This window comes from Pseudalkalibacillus sp. Hm43 (assembly GCF_054170705.1).
Genome location: NZ_CM135129.1, coordinates 2,794,854 through 2,814,296, shown reverse-complemented (window position 1 = coordinate 2,814,296; position 19,443 = coordinate 2,794,854). Strand labels below are relative to the sequence as shown.

The 19,443-nt window shown below is 35.2% G+C and carries 19 protein-coding genes; 7 read left to right on the top strand and 12 right to left on the bottom strand.

What is annotated here, in order from left to right; genetic code table 11:
- Position 1: 1 nt before the first annotated feature.
- The 11 genes from ACXQIQ_RS14755 to ACXQIQ_RS14705 form a co-directional block, all read right to left on the bottom strand.
- A complete protein-coding gene (locus ACXQIQ_RS14755; RefSeq protein WP_439301605.1) occupies positions 2–1,111 on the bottom strand; it encodes a capsular polysaccharide biosynthesis protein CapF in 1,110 nt (369 codons plus the stop codon).
- The gene (locus ACXQIQ_RS14750; RefSeq protein WP_439301606.1) at positions 1,108–2,139 is read right to left on the bottom strand and encodes a polysaccharide biosynthesis protein; all 1,032 of its coding nucleotides are present in this window, start codon (positions 2,137–2,139) and stop codon (positions 1,108–1,110) included. Before ACXQIQ_RS14750 ends, ACXQIQ_RS14755 begins: the two co-directional genes overlap by 4 nt.
- A gap of 12 nt (positions 2,140–2,151) precedes the next feature.
- Complete coding sequence (locus ACXQIQ_RS14745) at positions 2,152–3,009, bottom strand: sulfotransferase (protein WP_439301607.1); 858 nt, start codon at positions 3,007–3,009, stop codon at positions 2,152–2,154.
- Positions 3,010–4,224, bottom strand: coding sequence for a glycosyltransferase family 4 protein (locus ACXQIQ_RS14740; RefSeq protein WP_439301608.1), 1,215 nt, complete (start codon positions 4,222–4,224; stop codon positions 3,010–3,012).
- 55 nt (positions 4,225–4,279) lie between these two features.
- A complete protein-coding gene (locus tag ACXQIQ_RS14735) occupies positions 4,280–4,984 on the bottom strand; it encodes a sugar transferase (RefSeq protein ID WP_439301609.1) in 705 nt (234 codons plus the stop codon).
- A complete protein-coding gene (locus ACXQIQ_RS14730) occupies positions 4,984–6,099 on the bottom strand; it encodes a DegT/DnrJ/EryC1/StrS family aminotransferase (protein WP_439301610.1) in 1,116 nt (371 codons plus the stop codon). Before ACXQIQ_RS14730 ends, ACXQIQ_RS14735 begins: the two co-directional genes overlap by 1 nt.
- 169 nt (positions 6,100–6,268) lie before the next feature.
- The gene (locus ACXQIQ_RS14725) at positions 6,269–8,089 is read right to left on the bottom strand and encodes a polysaccharide biosynthesis protein (protein ID WP_439301611.1); all 1,821 of its coding nucleotides are present in this window, start codon (positions 8,087–8,089) and stop codon (positions 6,269–6,271) included.
- Between the two features lie 386 nt (positions 8,090–8,475).
- Positions 8,476–9,240 carry a tyrosine-protein phosphatase gene (locus tag ACXQIQ_RS14720; protein WP_439301612.1) on the bottom strand — a complete coding sequence of 255 codons (765 nt, stop codon included), beginning with the start codon at positions 9,238–9,240 and terminating at the stop codon, positions 8,476–8,478.
- 117 nt (positions 9,241–9,357) lie between these two features.
- Positions 9,358–10,059, bottom strand: coding sequence for a CpsD/CapB family tyrosine-protein kinase (locus ACXQIQ_RS14715; protein ID WP_439301613.1), 702 nt, complete (start codon positions 10,057–10,059; stop codon positions 9,358–9,360).
- Positions 10,049–10,786 carry a YveK family protein gene (locus ACXQIQ_RS14710; protein WP_439301614.1) on the bottom strand — a complete coding sequence of 246 codons (738 nt, stop codon included), beginning with the start codon at positions 10,784–10,786 and terminating at the stop codon, positions 10,049–10,051. Before ACXQIQ_RS14710 ends, ACXQIQ_RS14715 begins: the two co-directional genes overlap by 11 nt.
- A gap of 188 nt (positions 10,787–10,974) precedes the next feature.
- Complete coding sequence (locus ACXQIQ_RS14705; protein ID WP_439301615.1) at positions 10,975–12,771, bottom strand: cell wall-binding repeat-containing protein; 1,797 nt, start codon at positions 12,769–12,771, stop codon at positions 10,975–10,977.
- 163 nt (positions 12,772–12,934) lie between these two features.
- On the opposite strand from ACXQIQ_RS14705, the gene ACXQIQ_RS14700 reads away from it, so the two are divergent.
- Positions 12,935–13,846, top strand: coding sequence for an LCP family glycopolymer transferase (locus ACXQIQ_RS14700; protein ID WP_439301616.1), 912 nt, complete (start codon positions 12,935–12,937; stop codon positions 13,844–13,846).
- An 8-nt stretch (positions 13,847–13,854) separates the two neighbouring features.
- On the opposite strand, the gene ACXQIQ_RS14695 is transcribed toward ACXQIQ_RS14700, so the two are convergent.
- Positions 13,855–14,331 carry a VanZ family protein gene (locus ACXQIQ_RS14695; protein ID WP_439301617.1) on the bottom strand — a complete coding sequence of 159 codons (477 nt, stop codon included), beginning with the start codon at positions 14,329–14,331 and terminating at the stop codon, positions 13,855–13,857.
- 202 nt (positions 14,332–14,533) lie between these two features.
- Between ACXQIQ_RS14695 and ACXQIQ_RS14690 the strand changes: the two genes are divergently transcribed.
- From ACXQIQ_RS14690 to ACXQIQ_RS14665, 6 genes are all read left to right on the top strand, one after another.
- Entirely contained in the window at positions 14,534–14,860 is a 327-nt protein-coding gene (locus ACXQIQ_RS14690) for a hypothetical protein (protein ID WP_439301618.1), read from the top strand.
- Positions 14,861–14,892: 32 nt separating this feature from the next.
- Positions 14,893–15,255, top strand: coding sequence for a DUF4870 domain-containing protein (locus ACXQIQ_RS14685; protein ID WP_439301619.1), 363 nt, complete (start codon positions 14,893–14,895; stop codon positions 15,253–15,255).
- A gap of 128 nt (positions 15,256–15,383) precedes the next feature.
- Positions 15,384–16,121, top strand: coding sequence for a hypothetical protein (locus ACXQIQ_RS14680; protein WP_439301620.1), 738 nt, complete (start codon positions 15,384–15,386; stop codon positions 16,119–16,121).
- Positions 16,122–16,329: 208 nt separating this feature from the next.
- The gene (locus ACXQIQ_RS14675; RefSeq protein WP_439301621.1) at positions 16,330–17,070 is read left to right on the top strand and encodes a PIG-L deacetylase family protein; all 741 of its coding nucleotides are present in this window, start codon (positions 16,330–16,332) and stop codon (positions 17,068–17,070) included.
- Positions 17,071–17,084: 14 nt separating this feature from the next.
- The gene (locus ACXQIQ_RS14670) at positions 17,085–18,167 is read left to right on the top strand and encodes an acyltransferase family protein (RefSeq protein ID WP_439301622.1); all 1,083 of its coding nucleotides are present in this window, start codon (positions 17,085–17,087) and stop codon (positions 18,165–18,167) included.
- Between the two features lie 795 nt (positions 18,168–18,962).
- Complete coding sequence (locus tag ACXQIQ_RS14665) at positions 18,963–19,403, top strand: hypothetical protein (protein ID WP_439301623.1); 441 nt, start codon at positions 18,963–18,965, stop codon at positions 19,401–19,403.
- The last annotated feature ends 40 nt before the right edge of the window (positions 19,404–19,443 follow it).

Sequence of the window (19,443 nt, the reverse complement as noted above, 5' to 3'; positions counted from 1 at the left end):
TTTAAACCTCCAGGTAGTAAGTATCTGGTTTTTCTGAATCAAAAAGCTCATTTGCCCACATTATAGTTACCATATCTGTATCACCAAGGTTTTCAATATTGTGAGTATAGCCTGTTGGGATATCTACAACTTCCATTTTTTCTCCACTAACAAAATACTCAATGACCTCATTGGAATCTATTTTTCTAAAACGAATAACTCCCTTACCACTCACAACAAGGAATTTTTCATTTTTGGTATGATGCCAATGGTTCCCTTTTGTAATACCAGGTTTTGAAATATTAACAGATACTTGTCCTCGATCTGGAGTTTTAATAAACTCTGTAAAAGAACCTCTTTGATCAATATTCATTTTCAGGTCATAACTGAATTGATTTTTTGGCAAATAACTTAAATATGTACTATATAATTTCTTGGTGAATGGATTAGACATATCCAAAATTAAGCGCTCATCGCGACTACTTTTGAAAGAATAAATTAAATCTGCAATTTCACCAAGAGTAACTCTATAAACGGTGGGGACTTCACAAAACTCCCCAACTGAATTCATATTACTGTTTAATGCATTGATTAGTTCCTCTATTACATCATCAATATAAACCAAATTCATTGTAACACTAGGGTCGTTTACAGTAATAGGTAGATCATTTGCGATATTATAGCAAAATGTTGCAATTACGCTATTATAGTTCGGTTTACACCACTTACCGAAAACGTTTGGAAAGCGGTAAACTAGAGCTTTGGCACCAGTTTCCCGTTCATATTCAAATAATATAGCCTCCCCAGCTTTTTTACTCTTACCATATGGGTTATTAAATTCGGCTTGTATAGAGGATGAAATCATTACCGGACATTTGTTATCGTACTCTTTAAGTGTTGCAAGAAGGGTAGAGGTAAAACCAAAATTACCTTTCATGAATTCTGTTTCATCTTTTGGACGATTTACACCAGCAAGATGAAATACAAAATCTGCTTCTTTACAATACTCATTCAGGAGGGATTGTTCAGTTTCCTTAGTGTATTCAAAGATATCTGTATAATTTCTGTTACGAAGTTCTGCAATTAAATTTTTGCCTATAAATCCATTAGCACCAGTAACTAATATTTTCATACAAATACTTTCCTTTTCATATTTTTTAACTCTTCCTGAACATAATTAAGTGTTAATAATCGATCTTTAATTTGTTCAATATTCAATCTTTCTGTATTATGAGAGTTGTATTCTTCTTCAGATGATAAATTTTTATCACCTTCTACAAAATACTTATCATAGTTCAAGTCTCTCTTGTCTGCAGGAACTCGATAAAATCCGCCTAAATCTTCAGCAACTACATGCTCTTCACGTGTAAGAAGTGTTTCATAAAGTTTCTCCCCATGCCGAGTACCAATCACTTTTATTTCATTATCCACTTCGAATAGTTCTTTTATCGCTTGTGCGAGATCACCAATAGTAGATGCAGGTGCTTTTTGAACCATAATGTCACCAGCTTCAGCTTTTTTAAAGGCAAATACTACAAGTTCTACTGCTTCTTCAAGACTCATTAAAAATCTAGTCATGTTTGGGTCTGTAACAGTTAATGGTTGCCCATTTTTGATTTGTTCAATAAATAGTGGTATTACAGATCCTCTGGAAGCCATTACATTACCGTACCTCGTCCCGCAGATTAATGTTCTTTCAGGGTCAACAGTTTTTCCTTTAGCTACAAACACTTTTTCCATCATAGCTTTTGAAATTCCCATGGCATTAATAGGATATGCAGCCTTATCTGTTGATAAGCAAATCACTTTTTTTACTCCGCTTTCAATTGCCCCAGTGAGAATATTATCTGTACCAATCACATTAGTTTTAACTGCTTCTAAAGGAAAAAATTCACACGAAGGTACTTGTTTAAGTGCTGCTGCATGAAATATATAATCCACACCATGCATTGCATTTTTTACACTCCCTAAATCTCTTATATCCCCTATATAAAACTTTAGTTTGTCATTCTTATAAAGCTTGCGCATGTCCTCTTGTTTTTTCTCATCTCTTGAAAAAATTCGAATTTCTTTAATATCTGTATTAAGAAATCTTCTCATAACTGCATTTCCAAATGAACCTGTACCACCAGTAATCAATAAAGTTTTACCATTAAACATAAATTATCACCATTACCTATCAAAAGTTTTTTTTAGTATTTCATATTTATTACCGACTATCGAATTTACTATTTCTAGCTCTTTTTCAGACAAAACTTTGTATCCTTTTCCTATGCTTCTTGTGGATACTTTACAAATACTTTCTGAAATATCCGCTTCATCAATTTCATAGTTTAAGAATGTCAATATTCTTTTTAATTCTTCTTTTGGAGTTATAACGAAATCGTTATAGTCAATTGAGAGATATTTTGATTTATCCATTTTTAGAAAACTACTCTCAGATGCTTCGATGGATTTTCTCCACTGAACTGCAGAAATTTCTAGTGCAGATAAGTTGATAGCATCTTCTTCAAATCCTTTATATTTCGGTCCCCAATAACTCAATCTTTTTTCATTATTAAAATATTTTTTTATTCTATTTGTTAGATAACTACCTGCATAATAAGGTATGTCTTTTGTTGGTACGAATCTAGCTTTGTCCATAATGTATTTGATATCCAATTTTGCTTTCCATCTAATTTCAGCACTAGATACAACATCTATTGGATCTCTAAAAATAAAAAGATATTTTGCATCATCTACTAGTTCGTTAACATAATCGACCCTTAAAGAGTTAGCACAAGTTTTTTCAATTACATTTTTTACATGATATTTGTTTCTAACCCAATCAAACTTATTTTTAATAAACTCTTTTTTCTCTTTGGTAACTTGTGAGGGGGCAAACTGGTCGTCAATCTCATTTCTTAATCCGTATCGCCAAATATAATTAATTTCATCACACGGCCATGTAGCAAAATCATCGAATTTAACTAAGGTATCTCTTAGCATGTTTGTTCCTGATCTTGCAGCTCCAATAATTATAACATTCATTTACTCACCCATTTTTTCTTGGATACTTTTGTACGCATTATCTGTTGTCAAATTGTTTATGAAGTATTTTCTTGCATTTTTTGAAAACAATTGTCTTAGTTCTTTAGATTCTTTTATTTTTATTAGGTTTCTGAAATATGAATCTAAATCGCCTGTCTCACACCACAACCCACAGTTAGCTGTTTCAGTAATTAATTCTTTATAATCTGTATTTTTATCTGTTGCTGCTAGTATTGGTTTGCCAATTCTCATTAGATTCAATGTTTTTGATGGTATGTTCGGTATCGTATATCTTCTATTTAAATTAATTAATCCGACATCACTTGCATGAATTAATTGGTCGTATTCCTGGGTTGGTACAAAATCATAAATTTTAATACAAGATAATTTCTTATTTTTAATCTCATTTAGAATCTTCTTTTTTGCAGTGCCTTTACCAATGACGATGAAAACTAAATCCTTTATACTGTTGTCTTCAACTTTTTCGGCTAACTGAATTAAAAATTCTAGTTCATTTGCCGGACTAATATTACCACCAAATGTACATACAAATTTATCGGTCAAATTGTACTTATTTCTAATTTCAATTAAGTCAGATTCTGGTATTTTCTGTTGTTTTGAAGGGGTTAACCAATTTTCTAAAATAAAGAACTTATCTTTTGGTACATTATTAAATTTAGAAATAAACTCTATATTTCTAGGGGACATGCATCCCAAATAATCCGATATGTTATAGATTTTCCTTTCAATATTTCTAAATAAATTAAATACTATACCTTTCTTCATTAAACCTATGTCTAAGGCATTTTGAGGGAAGATATCTTTAACTACTAATAGATATTTAGCTGACGGATTGTTCTTTTTTATCAATTTGACTGTATAGTAAAGTGTAATTGCGGGTGTTGGATAGACAACTAGATCAAACTTTACGCCTTTAAAATACTTATTTATATTGTTATTAAAATATTGTGGTAATAACAATGCTGTAATGCCTTTCATTACTTTGTTAACCCCAAAATAATTACCTGCTTTAATCCACAATATATGATGGTTATCTTCACTTTGTAGGAAGGTTTCTTTACCATGTTTGTTTTCTAATAGAGCAGCAACATAAACATTGTGACCTTCTTCAGCATACTTTCTACTTAATTCTTTATACATATGTTCTCTTTCTTGTTCAAAAGGATAGTTCAGCATTAGAAATAAAACATTCATAAAAAAACCTCATTTATTATTATTTTCCACTTAAGTGATAGTTCACAAGAAAGCGTTAAGGTTTCGTATTCAATAACCCCTTACTCTTTTCCATAGTAGCCTGGTACTCATATTTGCTAATTTTCTTCTCTCTTAATAAATAATCACCAAAATCTTCAGCAGTATCCAATCCATCTGCACTTATACCGTCACTCTTAAATACTTTCACTAATGTCATTAAAATGATTTTGCAATCTTTTAGAAATGAAATATTGTGAATATATTCAAGATCTAGTGATAGTTTCTCTTCCCAAGTTATACCGTTTCGGCCATTAACTTGAGCCCATCCAGTAAGACCAGGTAAAACACTATGTCTCCTTCTTTGTTCTTGACTCATGAATACCATATCTCGTACTAGTTGAGGTCTGGGTCCCACAATAGACATATCACCTTTAAATATATTAATTAGTTCTGGGAGTTCATCTAAGGAAGTAGCTCTCAGTAGTTTACCGAATTTCGTTAACCTTACACTATCTGGTAATAGTTGACCTTTTTCATCTCTTGCATCTGTCATCGTTCTAAACTTATACATTAAAAAGATCTTTTCATTAAGTCCCGGTCTTTTTTGTTTAAATAAAACTGGGCTTCCCAAGTTAATTCTCACAAAAAAGGAAACAACCACCAGGACTGGACTAAGAATTATTAAAGCCAATCCTGATAATATTAAGTCCAAGGGCCGTTTAATAAATTTTTGATATGGACCAACATTTGAAACATTCATTAATCTAACCACAACCCTTTAATAATCTTAACAACTCTTTCTAAATCCTCATCTGTTATTTTCGTATCAGATGGCAAACATACTCCATTTTCAAACAATTCCTCTGCTATACCAGTACCAACAAAATTATATTTTTTAAAATATGGCTGAATATGCATCGGCTTCCAAATTGGTCTTGATTCTATATTCTCTTTTTCAAGAGCTTCCATGATATCTATTGGTCTAACATTTCCTTTTAAGGTCATTGAACTTAGCCAGAAGTTAGGGTAATCCCATTCATTAACTGGCATAAACTCAACGCCTTCCAGGTCACTAAGTTCTCTTTTATAAAAATTAAAAATCTCTCTCTTCTTAGTTACTCTCTTATCCAAAACTTTAAGCTGCCCTCGTCCGATACCGGCAACAACATTACTCATTCTATAATTAAACCCTAGCTCACTATGCTGATAGTGTCTTGCAGGATCTCTAGATTGAGTAGCCCAAAATCTAACCTTTGCAATACGCTCTTCATTATCAGAAACGAGCATACCTCCGCCAGAAGTTGTAATAATTTTATTGCCATTAAAAGAGAAGATTCCATAGTCACCAAAAGTACCCGTATGTTTTCCTTTATAATAAGTACCCAAGGACTCTGCGGCATCTTCAATGACTACTACATTATGTTTTTTGCAGATTTCCATGATCTTATCCATGTCTGCAGAGAGACCATACAGATGGACGACAATAACTGCTTTTACTTCCGGGAATTTTTTGAAAGCCTCTTCTAAAGCTTCAGGACACATATTCCAGGTTTTAAAATCACTATCTATAAAAACAGGAGTTGCATTTTGATAGATAATTGGGTTTGCAGTTGCTGAGAAGGTTAAAGTTGGACAAAAAACAATGTCCCCTTCACCAATACCAGCTGCTCTTAGTGCCAGGTGAATGGCTCCAGTACCTGAGGAAAGTGCAGCTGCAGCATTGGAACCAACTATAGTTGAAAATTCATTTTCAAACTCGTTCACATTCTTTCCTAATGGAGCTATCCAGTTTGTTTCAAAAGCGTCTTTTACATATTCCATCTCAAAACCTTCATCACTCATATGTGGTGAAGAGAGGTATATTCTATCTTTCATTTTAGGAGTCTTCCTTCCATAAATTATTGCTTATTTATCTTAGTAGTTTAGTACTTATTTGAATTCTTTAGTTCCTATGTATCCCTAAATAACTACTAAAGCACTAAGTGATTCTCACAATGGAAAACCCATCTTGATAGATGGGTTTTCCATTGTAATGCTATAAGTATTAATTAAGGTTACTCACTAACAACTCTTCTTGTTTCTTGTTAGCTAGTTCCAACACATATTTTGATAAATCTTCTTTATTGAAACTCCAGTGATTTTCAACTAAATAAGATACTCTGTCATATTCAATCTCAACTGACTTCCCAATGAAGATTTTAGGGAATACTGCTTCAGGATGGACTTCATTTTCACCAAGAAGCTCCTCATACATCTTTTCTCCTGGTCGAATCCCTGAAAACTTTATTCCAATTTCATCAACAGCATAGCCTGATAGCTGGATAAGGTTCTTAGCAAGATCTACGATTTTTACTGGTTCTCCCATATCCAATACAAATATTTCTCCTCCACTTGCTAAAGCTCCAGCTTGAATGACCAAACGAGATGCTTCTGGTATCGTCATAAAGTATCTTGTCATCTCTGGATGTGTAACGGTTACCGGTCCCCCAGCTTCAATTTGCTTTTTGAATAATGGAATGACGCTACCTCGACTTCCTAATACATTTCCAAAGCGTACTGCCACAAAATTGGTATGGCTCTTACAATCTAAGTCTTGAATAACCATCTCAGCAATGCGTTTTGTGGATCCCATTACATTTGTCGGGTTTACCGCTTTATCGGATGAAACAAGAACAAATGTACCTACACCAAATACATCAGAAGCATCTGCAACATTCTTTGTTCCGATGACATTGTTTTTCACAGCTTCTTGTGGATTGTATTCCATTAGTGGAACATGTTTATGAGCGGCTGCATGATATACGACATCCGGTCTATGTGTGTTCATCACTTCAAAGATACGGTCTCGATCCTGGATATCGGCAATAATCGGGATGATTTCAAGTTGCTTACCGTATTTTTGTTTTAGTTCCATATCAATTTGATAGATTGAATTTTCTCCATGACCTAATAGTAAAACCTTTTTCGGTTTGAATTTACATACTTGCCGGCAAATTTCCGATCCGATGGATCCTCCTGCACCAGTTACAAGGATGGTTTGTCCGAATAATTCATTAGAGATACTTTGTATATCCAGTTCTACAGGATCTCTTCCTAATAGATCCTCGACTTTCACATCCCTAAATTGGTTGATGGAAACATTGCCGAGCATAAGATCTTCTATCTTTGGAAGGATCTGTGTCTTAACGTTTGTCTTCATACATTCCTGATAAATTCGATTTAATTCTGATTTCTTTAAAGAAGGAATGGCTATAATAATATGATCCACTTCTAGTTTATTTGCAACTTTACTTATGTCTTTGGAAGTTCCTAGAACCGGTACACCGAGAATTTCAAGTTGTTGCTTTTTTACATCGTCATCCACAAAAGCAACCGGATTTAATTCCGTTATGTTATTTTGTCTTAATTGTCGTAATACCATCGTTCCAGCTGAACCAGCGCCGATGATTAATGTTCGTTTTTGTTTATGTTTTGGACTTATGTATGTATCTCTATAGATGCGCCAAATAAATCTTGAACCTCCAATTAATAGCATGTGCAGCATCCAGGTTATGATGAGTGCTTTAAAAAAGATATCTTGTACAATCAAAAGTTGCGCTAACCCTGCACCTACAATTGAAAACGTTACGGTCTTAAAGATGACAACCAATTCTCCAATACTTGCATACTGCCATACTCGCTTGTACAACTTATAATAATAGGATAAAATATGATGACTGATTAATAGCACGATCGAGCTTGCAAGAATCGACTCTGAAAATAACACCTTATGGTAACTTAATAGATAGCTACTTACATAGATTGCAGATAGCACAATAATGGAATCTACGAAAATCAAAAAGGAAATTCTTTTTCGATATGTCACTTACTTACACCTCGATTCATTTTTTATTCTTTGTTCAATGGCATGATTGATTTGGATCCTGATTTCTTCTATTTGTTCTAAGGGTGCATCTTGTTTTATGTATCGTATGGCTTTATTAATGGATTTCGGAAATGATTCATTATTTCTCAAAAACATCTACCTCTCCTAAATGAGGATCATCCAATAAAATAACCCTCAAAAAAACATATATACTACGAAAGTTATAAATGGCGAATATAAGATAATTATGTATTTAGGCATCTAACCCGCCCTCACGCTATACTCGTGACAACGAAGTGTCTAAGGTGTGTTTCTACCCACAGTATAGCCGAGTGCCTCCATTGATAGTGGTGAGGAGACATTACCCCTTGGGAAGATGAACCTATTTAGAAAATCCCAAGAAACCTTTTCTTAATCTGTAATGGTGATTCTAGATGTATGGTTTCCCCTTGAATAAGTAGTTCTGCGTTTTCCATCATCATATATCTTTGGCTAATACCAAACTTCTTTTCAATTTCCTCATAAGCAGGTCGTAAATTAAATCCACGCGATGTTGTATTATGTGCATCTGAGGCTACAAAATGTGTTAGATTGTGTTCTATAAGTTGGTAGGAGAATTTCCTGATTGATTTCCCGAATTTTCCAATTACACTAGATGCTGTGACTTGAGTTAAAGCGCCATCACTTACCAGTTCATACAACTTTTCAGGGCGCTCAATCAACTCCTGGTTTCGTTCAGGGTGAACGATTACCGGGATTAGCCCAACGAGTTGAAGTTCAAATATTAATTGCTTGGCGTAGCGAGGGACATGATTAGATGGAAATTCTAAAAAGATGTATTTCCCGCCATTATTCAGGGATAATAGTTCACCTTTTTCATAATCCTGTACCATTTCTCCATAGATTCGGTTTTCTTGTCCTGGTAGGATCGTTAGTGGAATTTGCGCTTCATTTAGCTTTTCATTCAATTGTGTAACATGTGTATGTATATCAGTTTTGTAATTATCATATCTACCGTTTTTATGGTGGGGAGTGGCGATGATTTGTGTAATCCCCTCATCAACAGCCGCATTTGCCATCAATAGACTTTGTTCAATTGTCTGGGCTCCATCATCGATTCCAGGTAGGATGTGGCAATGTATATCAATCATGTTTAATCACACCTATTTTTAGGTTAACTAGTACATTTTTCCTGTTTACGAATGTTATCTTAACAAAATATCCCACGAATGGAAAGGGGGGAATTTTGTCGAATCCCCCATTTTTTATCAATTACTACCATAGTAATAATAATAGTTGCCTTTTTTCATCTTTTTTCGGTTCAATACGACACCTAAGACCTTTGCTTTTGCAGAATTTAGGAGTTCTTTTGACTTTAGTGCCATCTCATTTTCCGTTTTGCCGCTTGAAACGACGAGCACTACACCATCACATAGGTTAGCAAGTACTTGACCGTCCGTTACAGCCAATACCGGTGGCGAATCGAAGAGAATAAGATCATAACTCTCTTTCGCTTCTTCCACTAGTGCTTTCAATGCACGTGACCCTAGAAGTTCAGCTGGGTTTGGCGGAACCGGACCACTTGCTAATATATCTAGGCGATCGATTTCAGATGAATTAATACATTCGGAAAGATTAGCTTGGCGAGTCAACACATTCGACAAGCCACGGACATTACTTACACGGAATGTGTAGTGGGCTGTTGGTTTTCTCATATCTGCATCAATAAGTAGTACTCTTTTTCCTTGTTGAGCCATGACGACAGCCAGGTTTGCTGCAGTTGTCGATTTCCCTTCCCCAGGTCCTGAAGAAGTCACCATGATTGTTCGATATTCTTGATCGATGGCAGAAAATTGAATGTTTGTACGAATGGTTCTATATTGCTCTGAAATTGGTGACTTTGAGTTGAAATGTGTAATTAGGCTTCTTTCTTTAAAGTCCCGTATCGTTTTTCGTTGATTACGCTTCAATGCTTTCACTTCCTACTCGATGCTTTAATTGATTGCGGTGTGGATTGGTTTGTTCTTCATCCATTTCAGCAATTACTCCCAATACAGGAAGGTCTAGTAACTTTTCTAAATCTTGTTCAGTCTTAATTGTATTATCCAAATATTCTAGTAAGAATGCTAAACCTACACCAACCATTAATCCGACAACCATTGCAATAGCAATGTTAAGAGGTGGATTCGGGCTTACAGGAGATGCATTTTCTTTCAATTCTGCTTTTGATAGAATTTTCACATTATCAACATTCATAATCGATGTGATTTCCGCTTGGAATGTTTCCGATACGGTGTTGGCAATATTAACAGCCATTTCTGGATCAGGGTCCTTTACAACCACTGAAAACACCTGTGAATTCTGCTCGCTGTTTACTGTCACTTTTTCGGTCAATGAACCGACTGAGTCCAACCCCAATTCTTCTTGGACTTTTTGAAGAATCGTTGGACTTTTGATGATCACTCGGTATGTATTAATCATTTCGACATTTGTTCGCACTTGATTTATGTCCAAAGATTGTTGTCCTTCATTTGATTGATTGACAAGAATTTGTGTTGAAGATTGATAGATTGGAGTTAGAAAGAAGTAACTAATGACCCCACTCATCCCCATTGCAATGACGGTGACCAGGATAATCATCCAGATCCGCTTCTGTAACGTTGCAAATATTTCTTTGAGACTGATTGTTTCTTCCATAATTTCCCCCACTAAATGATAAGTTCTATATTTCATCCCGTATTATAGCACATTTAACTGGCATAAATCGGGAAATTTTTTGTTAGTTTTGTAAATATTAGTCCAAATATGACATTTGCACTATCATTCTAGAATAATTTTGGCACAAAAAAGGAACCAGTAATCCGTTACTGATTCCCTAATTTTGTTTATTCAGTTAAATCACTAAGTTGATATTGAACATTAACGACGTCCGAACCGCCTAACAACTTAAAGTGTGTCATTTGGTTGCTTGTAACATTCTTTTGAATTGCATTTGGTACAGAATCCGTTTTCACCAGCAATATTGGGGTATTTCGTTTGGCGGCTAAAACAGAACCTGTAAGTGCATCCGCAAACTTGTAACCTGTAGCGACGAAAGCTTCTTTCGCGGTACTATGATATTTTTTTACAACCTCTGCATTCGTGTCCCAACGCTCTGCTCCAGAAATCCGATTGGCATCAGGAAGATTTTTCAGTATGTTATTCGATACCATGCTAGTTCCACCTACGACAATTGATTTCTTAACGCCTTTCAGAGCTGTAGATGTATAACCTGGTAATTCATTGTTGTTGGTTAATAAAATCGGGATTCCGTTTCGCGCCGCATATGGTGCAATGGCTAAGGCATCCGGGAACTTCCATCCGTAGGCGACTACTGCTTGATCGTAGTTGACGCCCAATTTCTTCATTTCTTCTGCAATAAGAGCTGCAGTATGATAACGGTTTTTCCCACCGATACGTTGTATGTTTGTAATACCCAATTCAGTTTTAATCGAATTTTTGACTTTGTCACTTACCGCAGATCCACTGCCTAAAATGACCACTTTTTTAGCACCTAACCGTTTGATTTCATTCTTGGTTGCATCATTCAGCTTGCCTGTATTCGTTAACAAGATTGGTGCATTCAGATGATAGGCAAGTGGGGCACCAGCCAATGCATCCGGGAAGTCGAAAGCTCGAGCTAACACAACTGTATCCGCTGTCTTCCAGCCTTCCTTCGAAATTTCAACAGCTGTTTCATACCGCTCTTTACCTGATAACCTTTCTGCAAAATCTCTTAATGTACTAGAGGCGGCATAACCAATGGTTCCATCTTTCAGTTGAACTTTGTACCATACATAATGTTTGTATCTCATGCCACTATCAGAAGTCCCATGTTTGTGTGATTGATCATATACAAAAGAATCCAAGATGGTTACTGTTTGAAATTCATCATTCTCGATGTTACCAACATCTCTAGAATCACGGTATGGTCCGCTTCTGATATTTGCTCCATATACTGTTTTGGTGATACTCGTATCATTAAACTGATGCTTTGTCGTTTGAGCTGGTTTTTCTGTTTTGTATAGCTGCTTTTCAAAGTATAGTAGATCATTTTCATAACGGAATTCTGAAGGATTAAACTTTATTTCTGCAAGGTTGATTCCAGGGTTATACGCTTCAAGGAACCCAAAGACTTTGTATTGATACGCGTCTTTATTGATTGTTCCGTCTGCTTTTTTGACCGGGCTGTTTGCAGGAACCAATCCGTTATATGCCATTACGGCAAAATACCAATTTTCTAATTTGTCTTTTGTTTGGTCGTTGATGTTTGGAATTCTTTTACCAGACATATTCCATTTTTCTAATAGTATTTGAAGACCTGCATCGATATTGTACTCGATATCGGATTTCAACTTTTCTTCGTTAAACTGGCTTTTATCGGTTACTTGCATGATTCCGATTCCACCGTCTGAAGTAATATGGGGTTGACCATTTTTAAACTGATCCCATGCACTTTCCGCATATGCTACCGCTTTTACGATTTCAGGTGGAATTCCCTTTTCTATCGCTTTTTCAGTTAGCAATTTATTAATCTCTGAATAGGATGGATTTTCATAGGATTCTGCTGCTAAACTATCCTGAGGTATGTAAAATGACGTGAGTGCAAAACAAAGTATTAAAGCTACAAATTTTTTATACAAATGATCCCTCCTCTTTTTTTCTCATTCATTCTATCAAATTTACCAATCTATTACCATTTAATTTTCCATATTTAATAATTTTTGGTAGTATTGCCTATTCCTTCTGGAAGGGTTATAATCTCTATCAGATTTACTAATTTTTAGAGTTGGGAATGGTATTTGAATGATAAAAAAAATCCTATTGATATTAGGTAGTTTAGTAGGTATTGGGATTTTAGCGTTAGGTGGATATGGATATTATCTATATGACTCTGCAAAGGATACAGTAAATGAGATGCATGAACCCATTGAATCCAGCAGACAAACGCCTCCACCAAAAGTAGATGGGAATAAAGATGAACTGGAGCCTATTTCGATCCTCTTAATGGGAGTGGATGAAAGGAAAAATGATCAAGGTCGTTCGGATACCATGGTCATTATGACATTGAATCCCCAAGATAATTCCATGTATATGTTCAGTATACCGAGAGATACAAGAACTGAAATTGTTGGAAGAGGAACAATTGAGAAAATCAACCATGCATATGCGTACGGCGGAACTCAGATGACAATTGACACTGTAGAAAATTTCTTAGATATTCCTATTAACTATTATTTCAAAGTGAACATGGAATCTTTTAAAGACATCGTAAATACGATGGGTGGAGTTAGTGTCAATAATAGCTTCGGCTTCTCAGCTGGAAGATATAGTTTCTCTGAGGGGAATATTCATTTGAATGGAGATGAAGCCCTGGCTTATGCCAGAATGCGTAAGAAAGACCCTCGTGGTGATTTAGGTAGAAACGATCGTCAGCGTCAAATCATTACAGCGGTCATTAACGAAGGTGCTCAAGTATCCACTATCACGAAGTTTGATGACATCTTAAATGTTCTTGGTAAAAACATTAAGACCAACATGACGTTTGATGAGATGAAAGAGGTTCAGAAAAACTATAAAGATGTTCGACATAACATCGAGACTTTTGAAGTAAAAGGACATGGACAAACCATTGATAAACTTTGGTATTATATCGTTTCTGACGAGGAACGTAATCAAATTACGAACAAACTGAAAAGTCACTTGGAATTGAGCTAGAGCGGATTTTACTCCGCTCTTTTTTTGTGTATGTTTTTTATGAAGATGGTACCTAGTATGATGCCAACCGTGTCAATGAGGACATCTTCAACATGCGGACTTCTGTTCGGCGTAAATCCCTGGTGGATTTCATCTGATGCTGCGTATAACACACCCAATATTATCGCAAGCCATAAACTGTAATTTAATGTCTTAGTGCGGTATTGCGCTCTAAATAGCAATACACCCAATATGAAATAGACTGTGAGGTGTGCACCTTTACGAATGAAGAATTCCAAAAAACGAGCTTCCCCAAGAGCTTCTATGCTCACTTCTTCACCTGCATAGTCAAAGTTCACAAAGCTGAATGTATTCACCCACTCCAATGGAATCTTTCCACTTAGAAACGGCTTGATATCCTGATCCTCATACGGTTGCGAGGAAGAATAAAAGATAACCCCAGCCCAGAGTAGAACCGGCAACCAATAGACGATAAACTTCTTCATAACCGAACTCCTTTATGTACCTGGTACCTTTTCAGAACCCTTGGTATATCTATGTTAAACTTCAGTGCCTGACACCGATTAGAAACCCTTGATATAATGGATATGTACGGAAGTACTTGGCACTAGTATAATTTTGAGACCTTTTTCTTTTTTGTGCGTATACATTAATGTTAGAGCTTTCAACTTGAAAGGAAGAATTCAAATGAAGACATATAAAATATTACAATGGATTACGGGTGGTTGTGAAGCACTATTAGCAATTCCTGTTCTTGGAGGGGCATTTGTAATCGGCAATGGCTATGTACCATTATTCGTGATGCTTGGGTTGCACATCCTGACTCTGATTTATGCGAGTAAAGAAGCGAGCATTGGGTTCCAGCGTGCAGGAAGCATTTTGGGCATCATCACCTCCGCCATAGCCTGGATTCCGTTTATCGGTTGGTTCATGCACAGCCTTACAGCAATTGTACTTCTCATCAGTGCTATATTCAGTGATAAAGAGAAAACAAAAGTCAAAGCGATTGATTAGTTGCCTAAATATTAATAAAGGAGTGATGAAACATGGAAACAAATCACGATACACTAACAAAGAATGAAAAGAATTGGGGCATGTATGTTCATTTAGCTGCATTTATTGGCTATCTTACAGCTGCACTCGGGTTTATTCTGGGTCCCCTAGTCTTATGGTTAATTAAAAAAGATGAGTCATCTTATATTGACTATCATGGAAAAGAAGCGGTGAATTTCCAAATCAGCTTTTTCTTATATGGATTGATTGCTGGTGCACTGATGTTGGTCCTTATTGGAATGGTCCTTCTCCCTATAGTGGTGATTCTTCATTTAATCTTCATGATCATCGGCACCATTAAAGCGAGTGAAGGAAATTATTATCGCTATCCACTAACGATTCGATTCATAAAATAACGCTAAAGCAAATTGCATAAAGTATTGAGGTGGAATTAGTACGTTAATTCACACCTCTTTTTTTATGTGACTGATGCTAAAATAGATATTAAATCATAACAAAAAAGTCTAAATCAGGGAGGTCTAGTATGGGATGGTTTTTGGTTTATTTTATTATGGGATGTTTTATAATCCTTTCTTTAATGTCAATTGGTTGGTTCATATATGCCTATCGGATAAAATCTTGGAAGTTTATGATTGTTTCACTCCTCTTCTATCTCCCAATGTCGATTGCTCTTATGAAAATTCCGCTCGAATCTGCCCTTTACCTCTTAGCCCTATGGAACTTGGTGGTGATCATATTTTGTTTACGGTTTTCGTTCCAGAAGAAGTCTACTGCTAGAATATTCGTATCTTTCATCCTACTGATCTCTTTCTTCGCCGCTTTCATTCCCATTTTTCATGAAACTATCCAGCACGAAATTATTGTAAGAAAAATGGACACTACTGAGATTCCTGTACCCGTTGTCAAAATCAATGATGAAGCTTCTTTAATTGGAAAAGTTGAAAGAATGTGCTGGGGGATTGATTGTATGGAAGGACACCCTGGGCCATATGTACTTCCCATTGATCCGATAGGTATAGCGGAGTTTGATATTCAGGGTAAAGCACATATTGAAATCAATTTAAATCAAACAGAGAGAGATTATAAATCTATTCGGTATATGTACATAGAGAATGATGAAATACATGATAAAACAATCCAAAGATCTTCATTTACCTTACCTTCAACCATACCTGAACAAGTTGTTAAAGTAACTGTAGAAATGAAAGATACACAAAAGTTCACTTTCGCTTTTGGAATCAGAAATGGGAACAGACCTTAAAAATTCACAAGCAATGATTCCGAACTACAGATGCATCCTTTTCAAAAGGATATGCATCTTTTCTTTTCTAACTTTTCTCCCACATAAAAATTCTTAAGGGTCTCTTCCTTATAACAATTTGGTAGACATAACATTTCTTTACCCTCGAGAACAGTATTTTATGGTGTGATATAATATTTCTTTAGAACAATTAAAGGACGGTTTTATAATGAGAGTTAAAAGCTTTACAGTTTTATTACTCATCATTTTCTTTATAGGCTTTATGATATTTACTGCTTCAAAACCTAAAGGGGTAGCGATATTCTATTCACCTCATCCAGATGATGAAACCTTATCTATGGGTTCTACCATTGTGCATTACATAAAGCAAGGGTATGACGTGCATGTTGTCCTTTTGACCGAAGGCGGAGGATCCGCAGTTAAAGGAAAGATAAATGAAAAATTACAAAACGAGAAGAAAGCTCCTCTAACGGTAGAAGAATTCAAGAAAGCTAGAGTGAAAGAATTTAAACTTGCTGTCAGTGAATTAGGTGCAGATGAGGAAAATGTCCATATATATGGTTTCACAGACGGGAATCTGAAGATCGATAATGTCAATTCGGTCATGGCAAACTTTGACGAAAGATATCCAAAAGCTCAACATTTCGCCTTCAGTTATTATGATCCACATCCTGACCATGCAGCAACAGGAAAAGCGTTGCGGGACCTTCTTCAATCAGGGCGTGTGAACGAAGGGATGTTCTTTGTTCCCCGATATGTAGATGTGAATGTTGGTGAGATTGCACCGTTTGAATTCCGTTATTTGAAGGATGTAAAACCTGCATTGGATGCCTATGGTATATGGAATCCTGAGAACGGTTTTTATAGTATAGGGAAGATTTCAGTCACTGAATCATTTAAGTTAATGGAAAAAGATCCAAAAAATAAATGGCATAAATTAGAGAAATAGTGGGGCTTTTAATAATGAAAGAAATCAAATTAAGTAGAAGAATTGATGCGCTGGATATTGCACGAGGTATTTTGGTTATTTTAGCTTTGTTTGTGAGTAATATCCCACCAGGTGGTTATGAATCGTTACGACACGCTCCATGGTATGGATTAACCATTTCCGATGTATTGTTCCCGGGATTTTTGACGTTATTTGGAGCAGGATTGGCTGTAGCGTATCGAAATAGTATCCGGTGGAAAAAAGTGTTTAAAAGGACTTTCTGGTTTTGGGTAATCGGACTTGCTTATAATGCTGTCGTCACTTGGAATAATGATTTAAGTACTTTAAGAATTACAGGTGTATTACAGCTTTTTGCAATCTCTGGTTTAATTGCTGTAATTCTTACCATTGTTAGCCGAACTTGGTTGTACGTTACATCTACAGCATTGGTCATATTAATTGGTTATTCAATCTTGCTAAGCTTTGGGGGGCAAAGCTGTACAGATCAACTTGTACAACCTGACTGTAATCCATTACATAAGATAGATGCTATGATCTATGGAAATGAACATACTTATCATAATGGAACTAAGGGATATGACCCTGAAGGGACCCTCTCAATGATTTCTGCAGTAGCAAACATCCTATTAGGTTATGGTGCATCCAGAATCATACTGGCTGCAAAACGCTATAAAGTGAGGTTGTTGACGGTCTATGCATTAGGATTGATTGCAATCACACCGGTCTTTTCTCTATTTGTACCAATTGCAAAAAAGATATGGACTCCATCATTTGTAACCTTAACCTCTGGCATTACCATTCTAGTTTTGGCCATTATATATTATATTTATGATCAAAAGTTTGCTGACCAAGTAAAAGCACCTACATTTCTAATGGCATTGGGGAGAAACAGTCTATTAATTTATTTCGGTAAAGACCTTGTTACTTCTGTATTACAGAATCTCAAGGTTGATACTCAATCCATTCAAATGTGGTTAAGAGACTTCATTCCTGAAGCTGTACCACACGGACACCTCATTTATGCATTAGGCATTCTAGGCTTATGGACAATTCTAGCCCTGTATTTACACCGGAAAGAATGGTATTTTAAAGTCTAATGACAAAGAACCTCTCTACCTAAACCTAATATCCGGTTAATGCAGAGGTGCAAATGAAAAAATATCAAAGTAAAACGCACTGGATTTCACAATGAATTCACAGTGCGTTTTTTATTCTTATATTAAACGATTTCAATATTTTCAGTTCAAAATCCATATGTATTCACCAACTAACACCGACTTAATGGATTACGAATTTGTGTTGTAATGTGTATGAGATTTCAAAGGAAACTTGAAAATTATGTTAAAATGTAGGTGCGAAGGATAGTATTAAACAGGTGTTTTTTATAATAAAGAGTCTTTAATTACACTTATATTTCACAATAAGTTTTTTTGACAAAAATCTTCATAATGTTTTTTTAAGAATGAGAAGGTTACAAAAACTACCGAAGATTTAAGGAGGAAGTAATGAACTCTAACACATTACTTAATCTAATGGTATTTATAATTAATGTTCTGTTTTTAACAGTAATAGCACTCTTTGCTGTTTGGGGTTTCTTTAGTATTATTTTTTATTATATATGGTTGGCCATCGGAATAGTTAGTGCAATTTGGTTTGCGTTTTACTTTAGGAGATTTACAAATGGAAAAGAATTTATGATTAAAAGTCTTTTACATGGGACTTTTATTTATACTGTTCTCATAGTTTTTAATGTTATACAAGCGGTACTTTTCAGCTAGCACCTAACCATCTATCTGATGTATATTTTAGTCTTCTTCATAACCAGTGGCATTGATCTAAGTAGGAAGAAGCCTTTATTTATTATGAAAATTTATAGGTTTTTGGAGGTCAGCATGATATTAAAGAAGCTTAATGCTTCAATTGTAACATATTGGATTTCATGTATTGTTGTGTTCTTGATGTTAAGTCCAACTGAATTTGTTCTCACAGACTTCCAAGATATGAATAGTGTTATAAATAGTTTCTCGCTATTTTCCTATGTGATTTTTTTGGGTGTATTTTTATATGCATATCCGGTTGGAATAGTTGCAGAATTGATACTGAGAAAAATACCAGCAGGAAAAAGTAGTTTTAAATTTATTATTTATATTTTCTTTGCAATTGTAGTAGCAGTTTTATTTATGTTTTCACTATTGGGGCTGAGCTTTTTTTCAATTGTGGTAGCATGTTTATTTTTTGTAATTGAAGAGTTACTGTTTAATCGAATAAGCTTAAAACAATATAAAACCATCATGGTTGTATCCTATATAATTTTTGTAATGACCTTATTTTGAATCCTTTTTAAATAGAATTTGGTTATTCAATATATGCGAC

Coding starts and splice junctions, on each gene's coding strand:
- ACXQIQ_RS14755 (WP_439301605.1), bottom strand. CDS start 1,111: ATGAAAATATTAGTTACTGGTGCTAATGGATTTATAGGCAAAAATTTA.
- ACXQIQ_RS14750 (WP_439301606.1), bottom strand. CDS start 2,139: ATGTTTAATGGTAAAACTTTATTGATTACTGGTGGTACAGGTTCATTT.
- ACXQIQ_RS14745 (WP_439301607.1), bottom strand. CDS start 3,009: ATGAATGTTATAATTATTGGAGCTGCAAGATCAGGAACAAACATGCTA.
- ACXQIQ_RS14740 (WP_439301608.1), bottom strand. CDS start 4,224: ATGAATGTTTTATTTCTAATGCTGAACTATCCTTTTGAACAAGAAAGA.
- ACXQIQ_RS14735 (WP_439301609.1), bottom strand. CDS start 4,984: ATGAATGTTTCAAATGTTGGTCCATATCAAAAATTTATTAAACGGCCC.
- ACXQIQ_RS14730 (WP_439301610.1), bottom strand. CDS start 6,099: ATGAAAGATAGAATATACCTCTCTTCACCACATATGAGTGATGAAGGT.
- ACXQIQ_RS14720 (WP_439301612.1), bottom strand. CDS start 9,240: ATGATTGATATACATTGCCACATCCTACCTGGAATCGATGATGGAGCC.
- ACXQIQ_RS14710 (WP_439301614.1), bottom strand. CDS start 10,786: ATGGAAGAAACAATCAGTCTCAAAGAAATATTTGCAACGTTACAGAAG.
- ACXQIQ_RS14700 (WP_439301616.1), top strand. CDS start 12,935: ATGATAAAAAAAATCCTATTGATATTAGGTAGTTTAGTAGGTATTGGG.
- ACXQIQ_RS14695 (WP_439301617.1), bottom strand. CDS start 14,331: ATGAAGAAGTTTATCGTCTATTGGTTGCCGGTTCTACTCTGGGCTGGG.
- ACXQIQ_RS14690 (WP_439301618.1), top strand. CDS start 14,534: ATGAAGACATATAAAATATTACAATGGATTACGGGTGGTTGTGAAGCA.
- ACXQIQ_RS14685 (WP_439301619.1), top strand. CDS start 14,893: ATGGAAACAAATCACGATACACTAACAAAGAATGAAAAGAATTGGGGC.
- ACXQIQ_RS14680 (WP_439301620.1), top strand. CDS start 15,384: ATGGGATGGTTTTTGGTTTATTTTATTATGGGATGTTTTATAATCCTT.
- ACXQIQ_RS14675 (WP_439301621.1), top strand. CDS start 16,330: ATGAGAGTTAAAAGCTTTACAGTTTTATTACTCATCATTTTCTTTATA.
- ACXQIQ_RS14670 (WP_439301622.1), top strand. CDS start 17,085: ATGAAAGAAATCAAATTAAGTAGAAGAATTGATGCGCTGGATATTGCA.
- ACXQIQ_RS14665 (WP_439301623.1), top strand. CDS start 18,963: ATGATATTAAAGAAGCTTAATGCTTCAATTGTAACATATTGGATTTCA.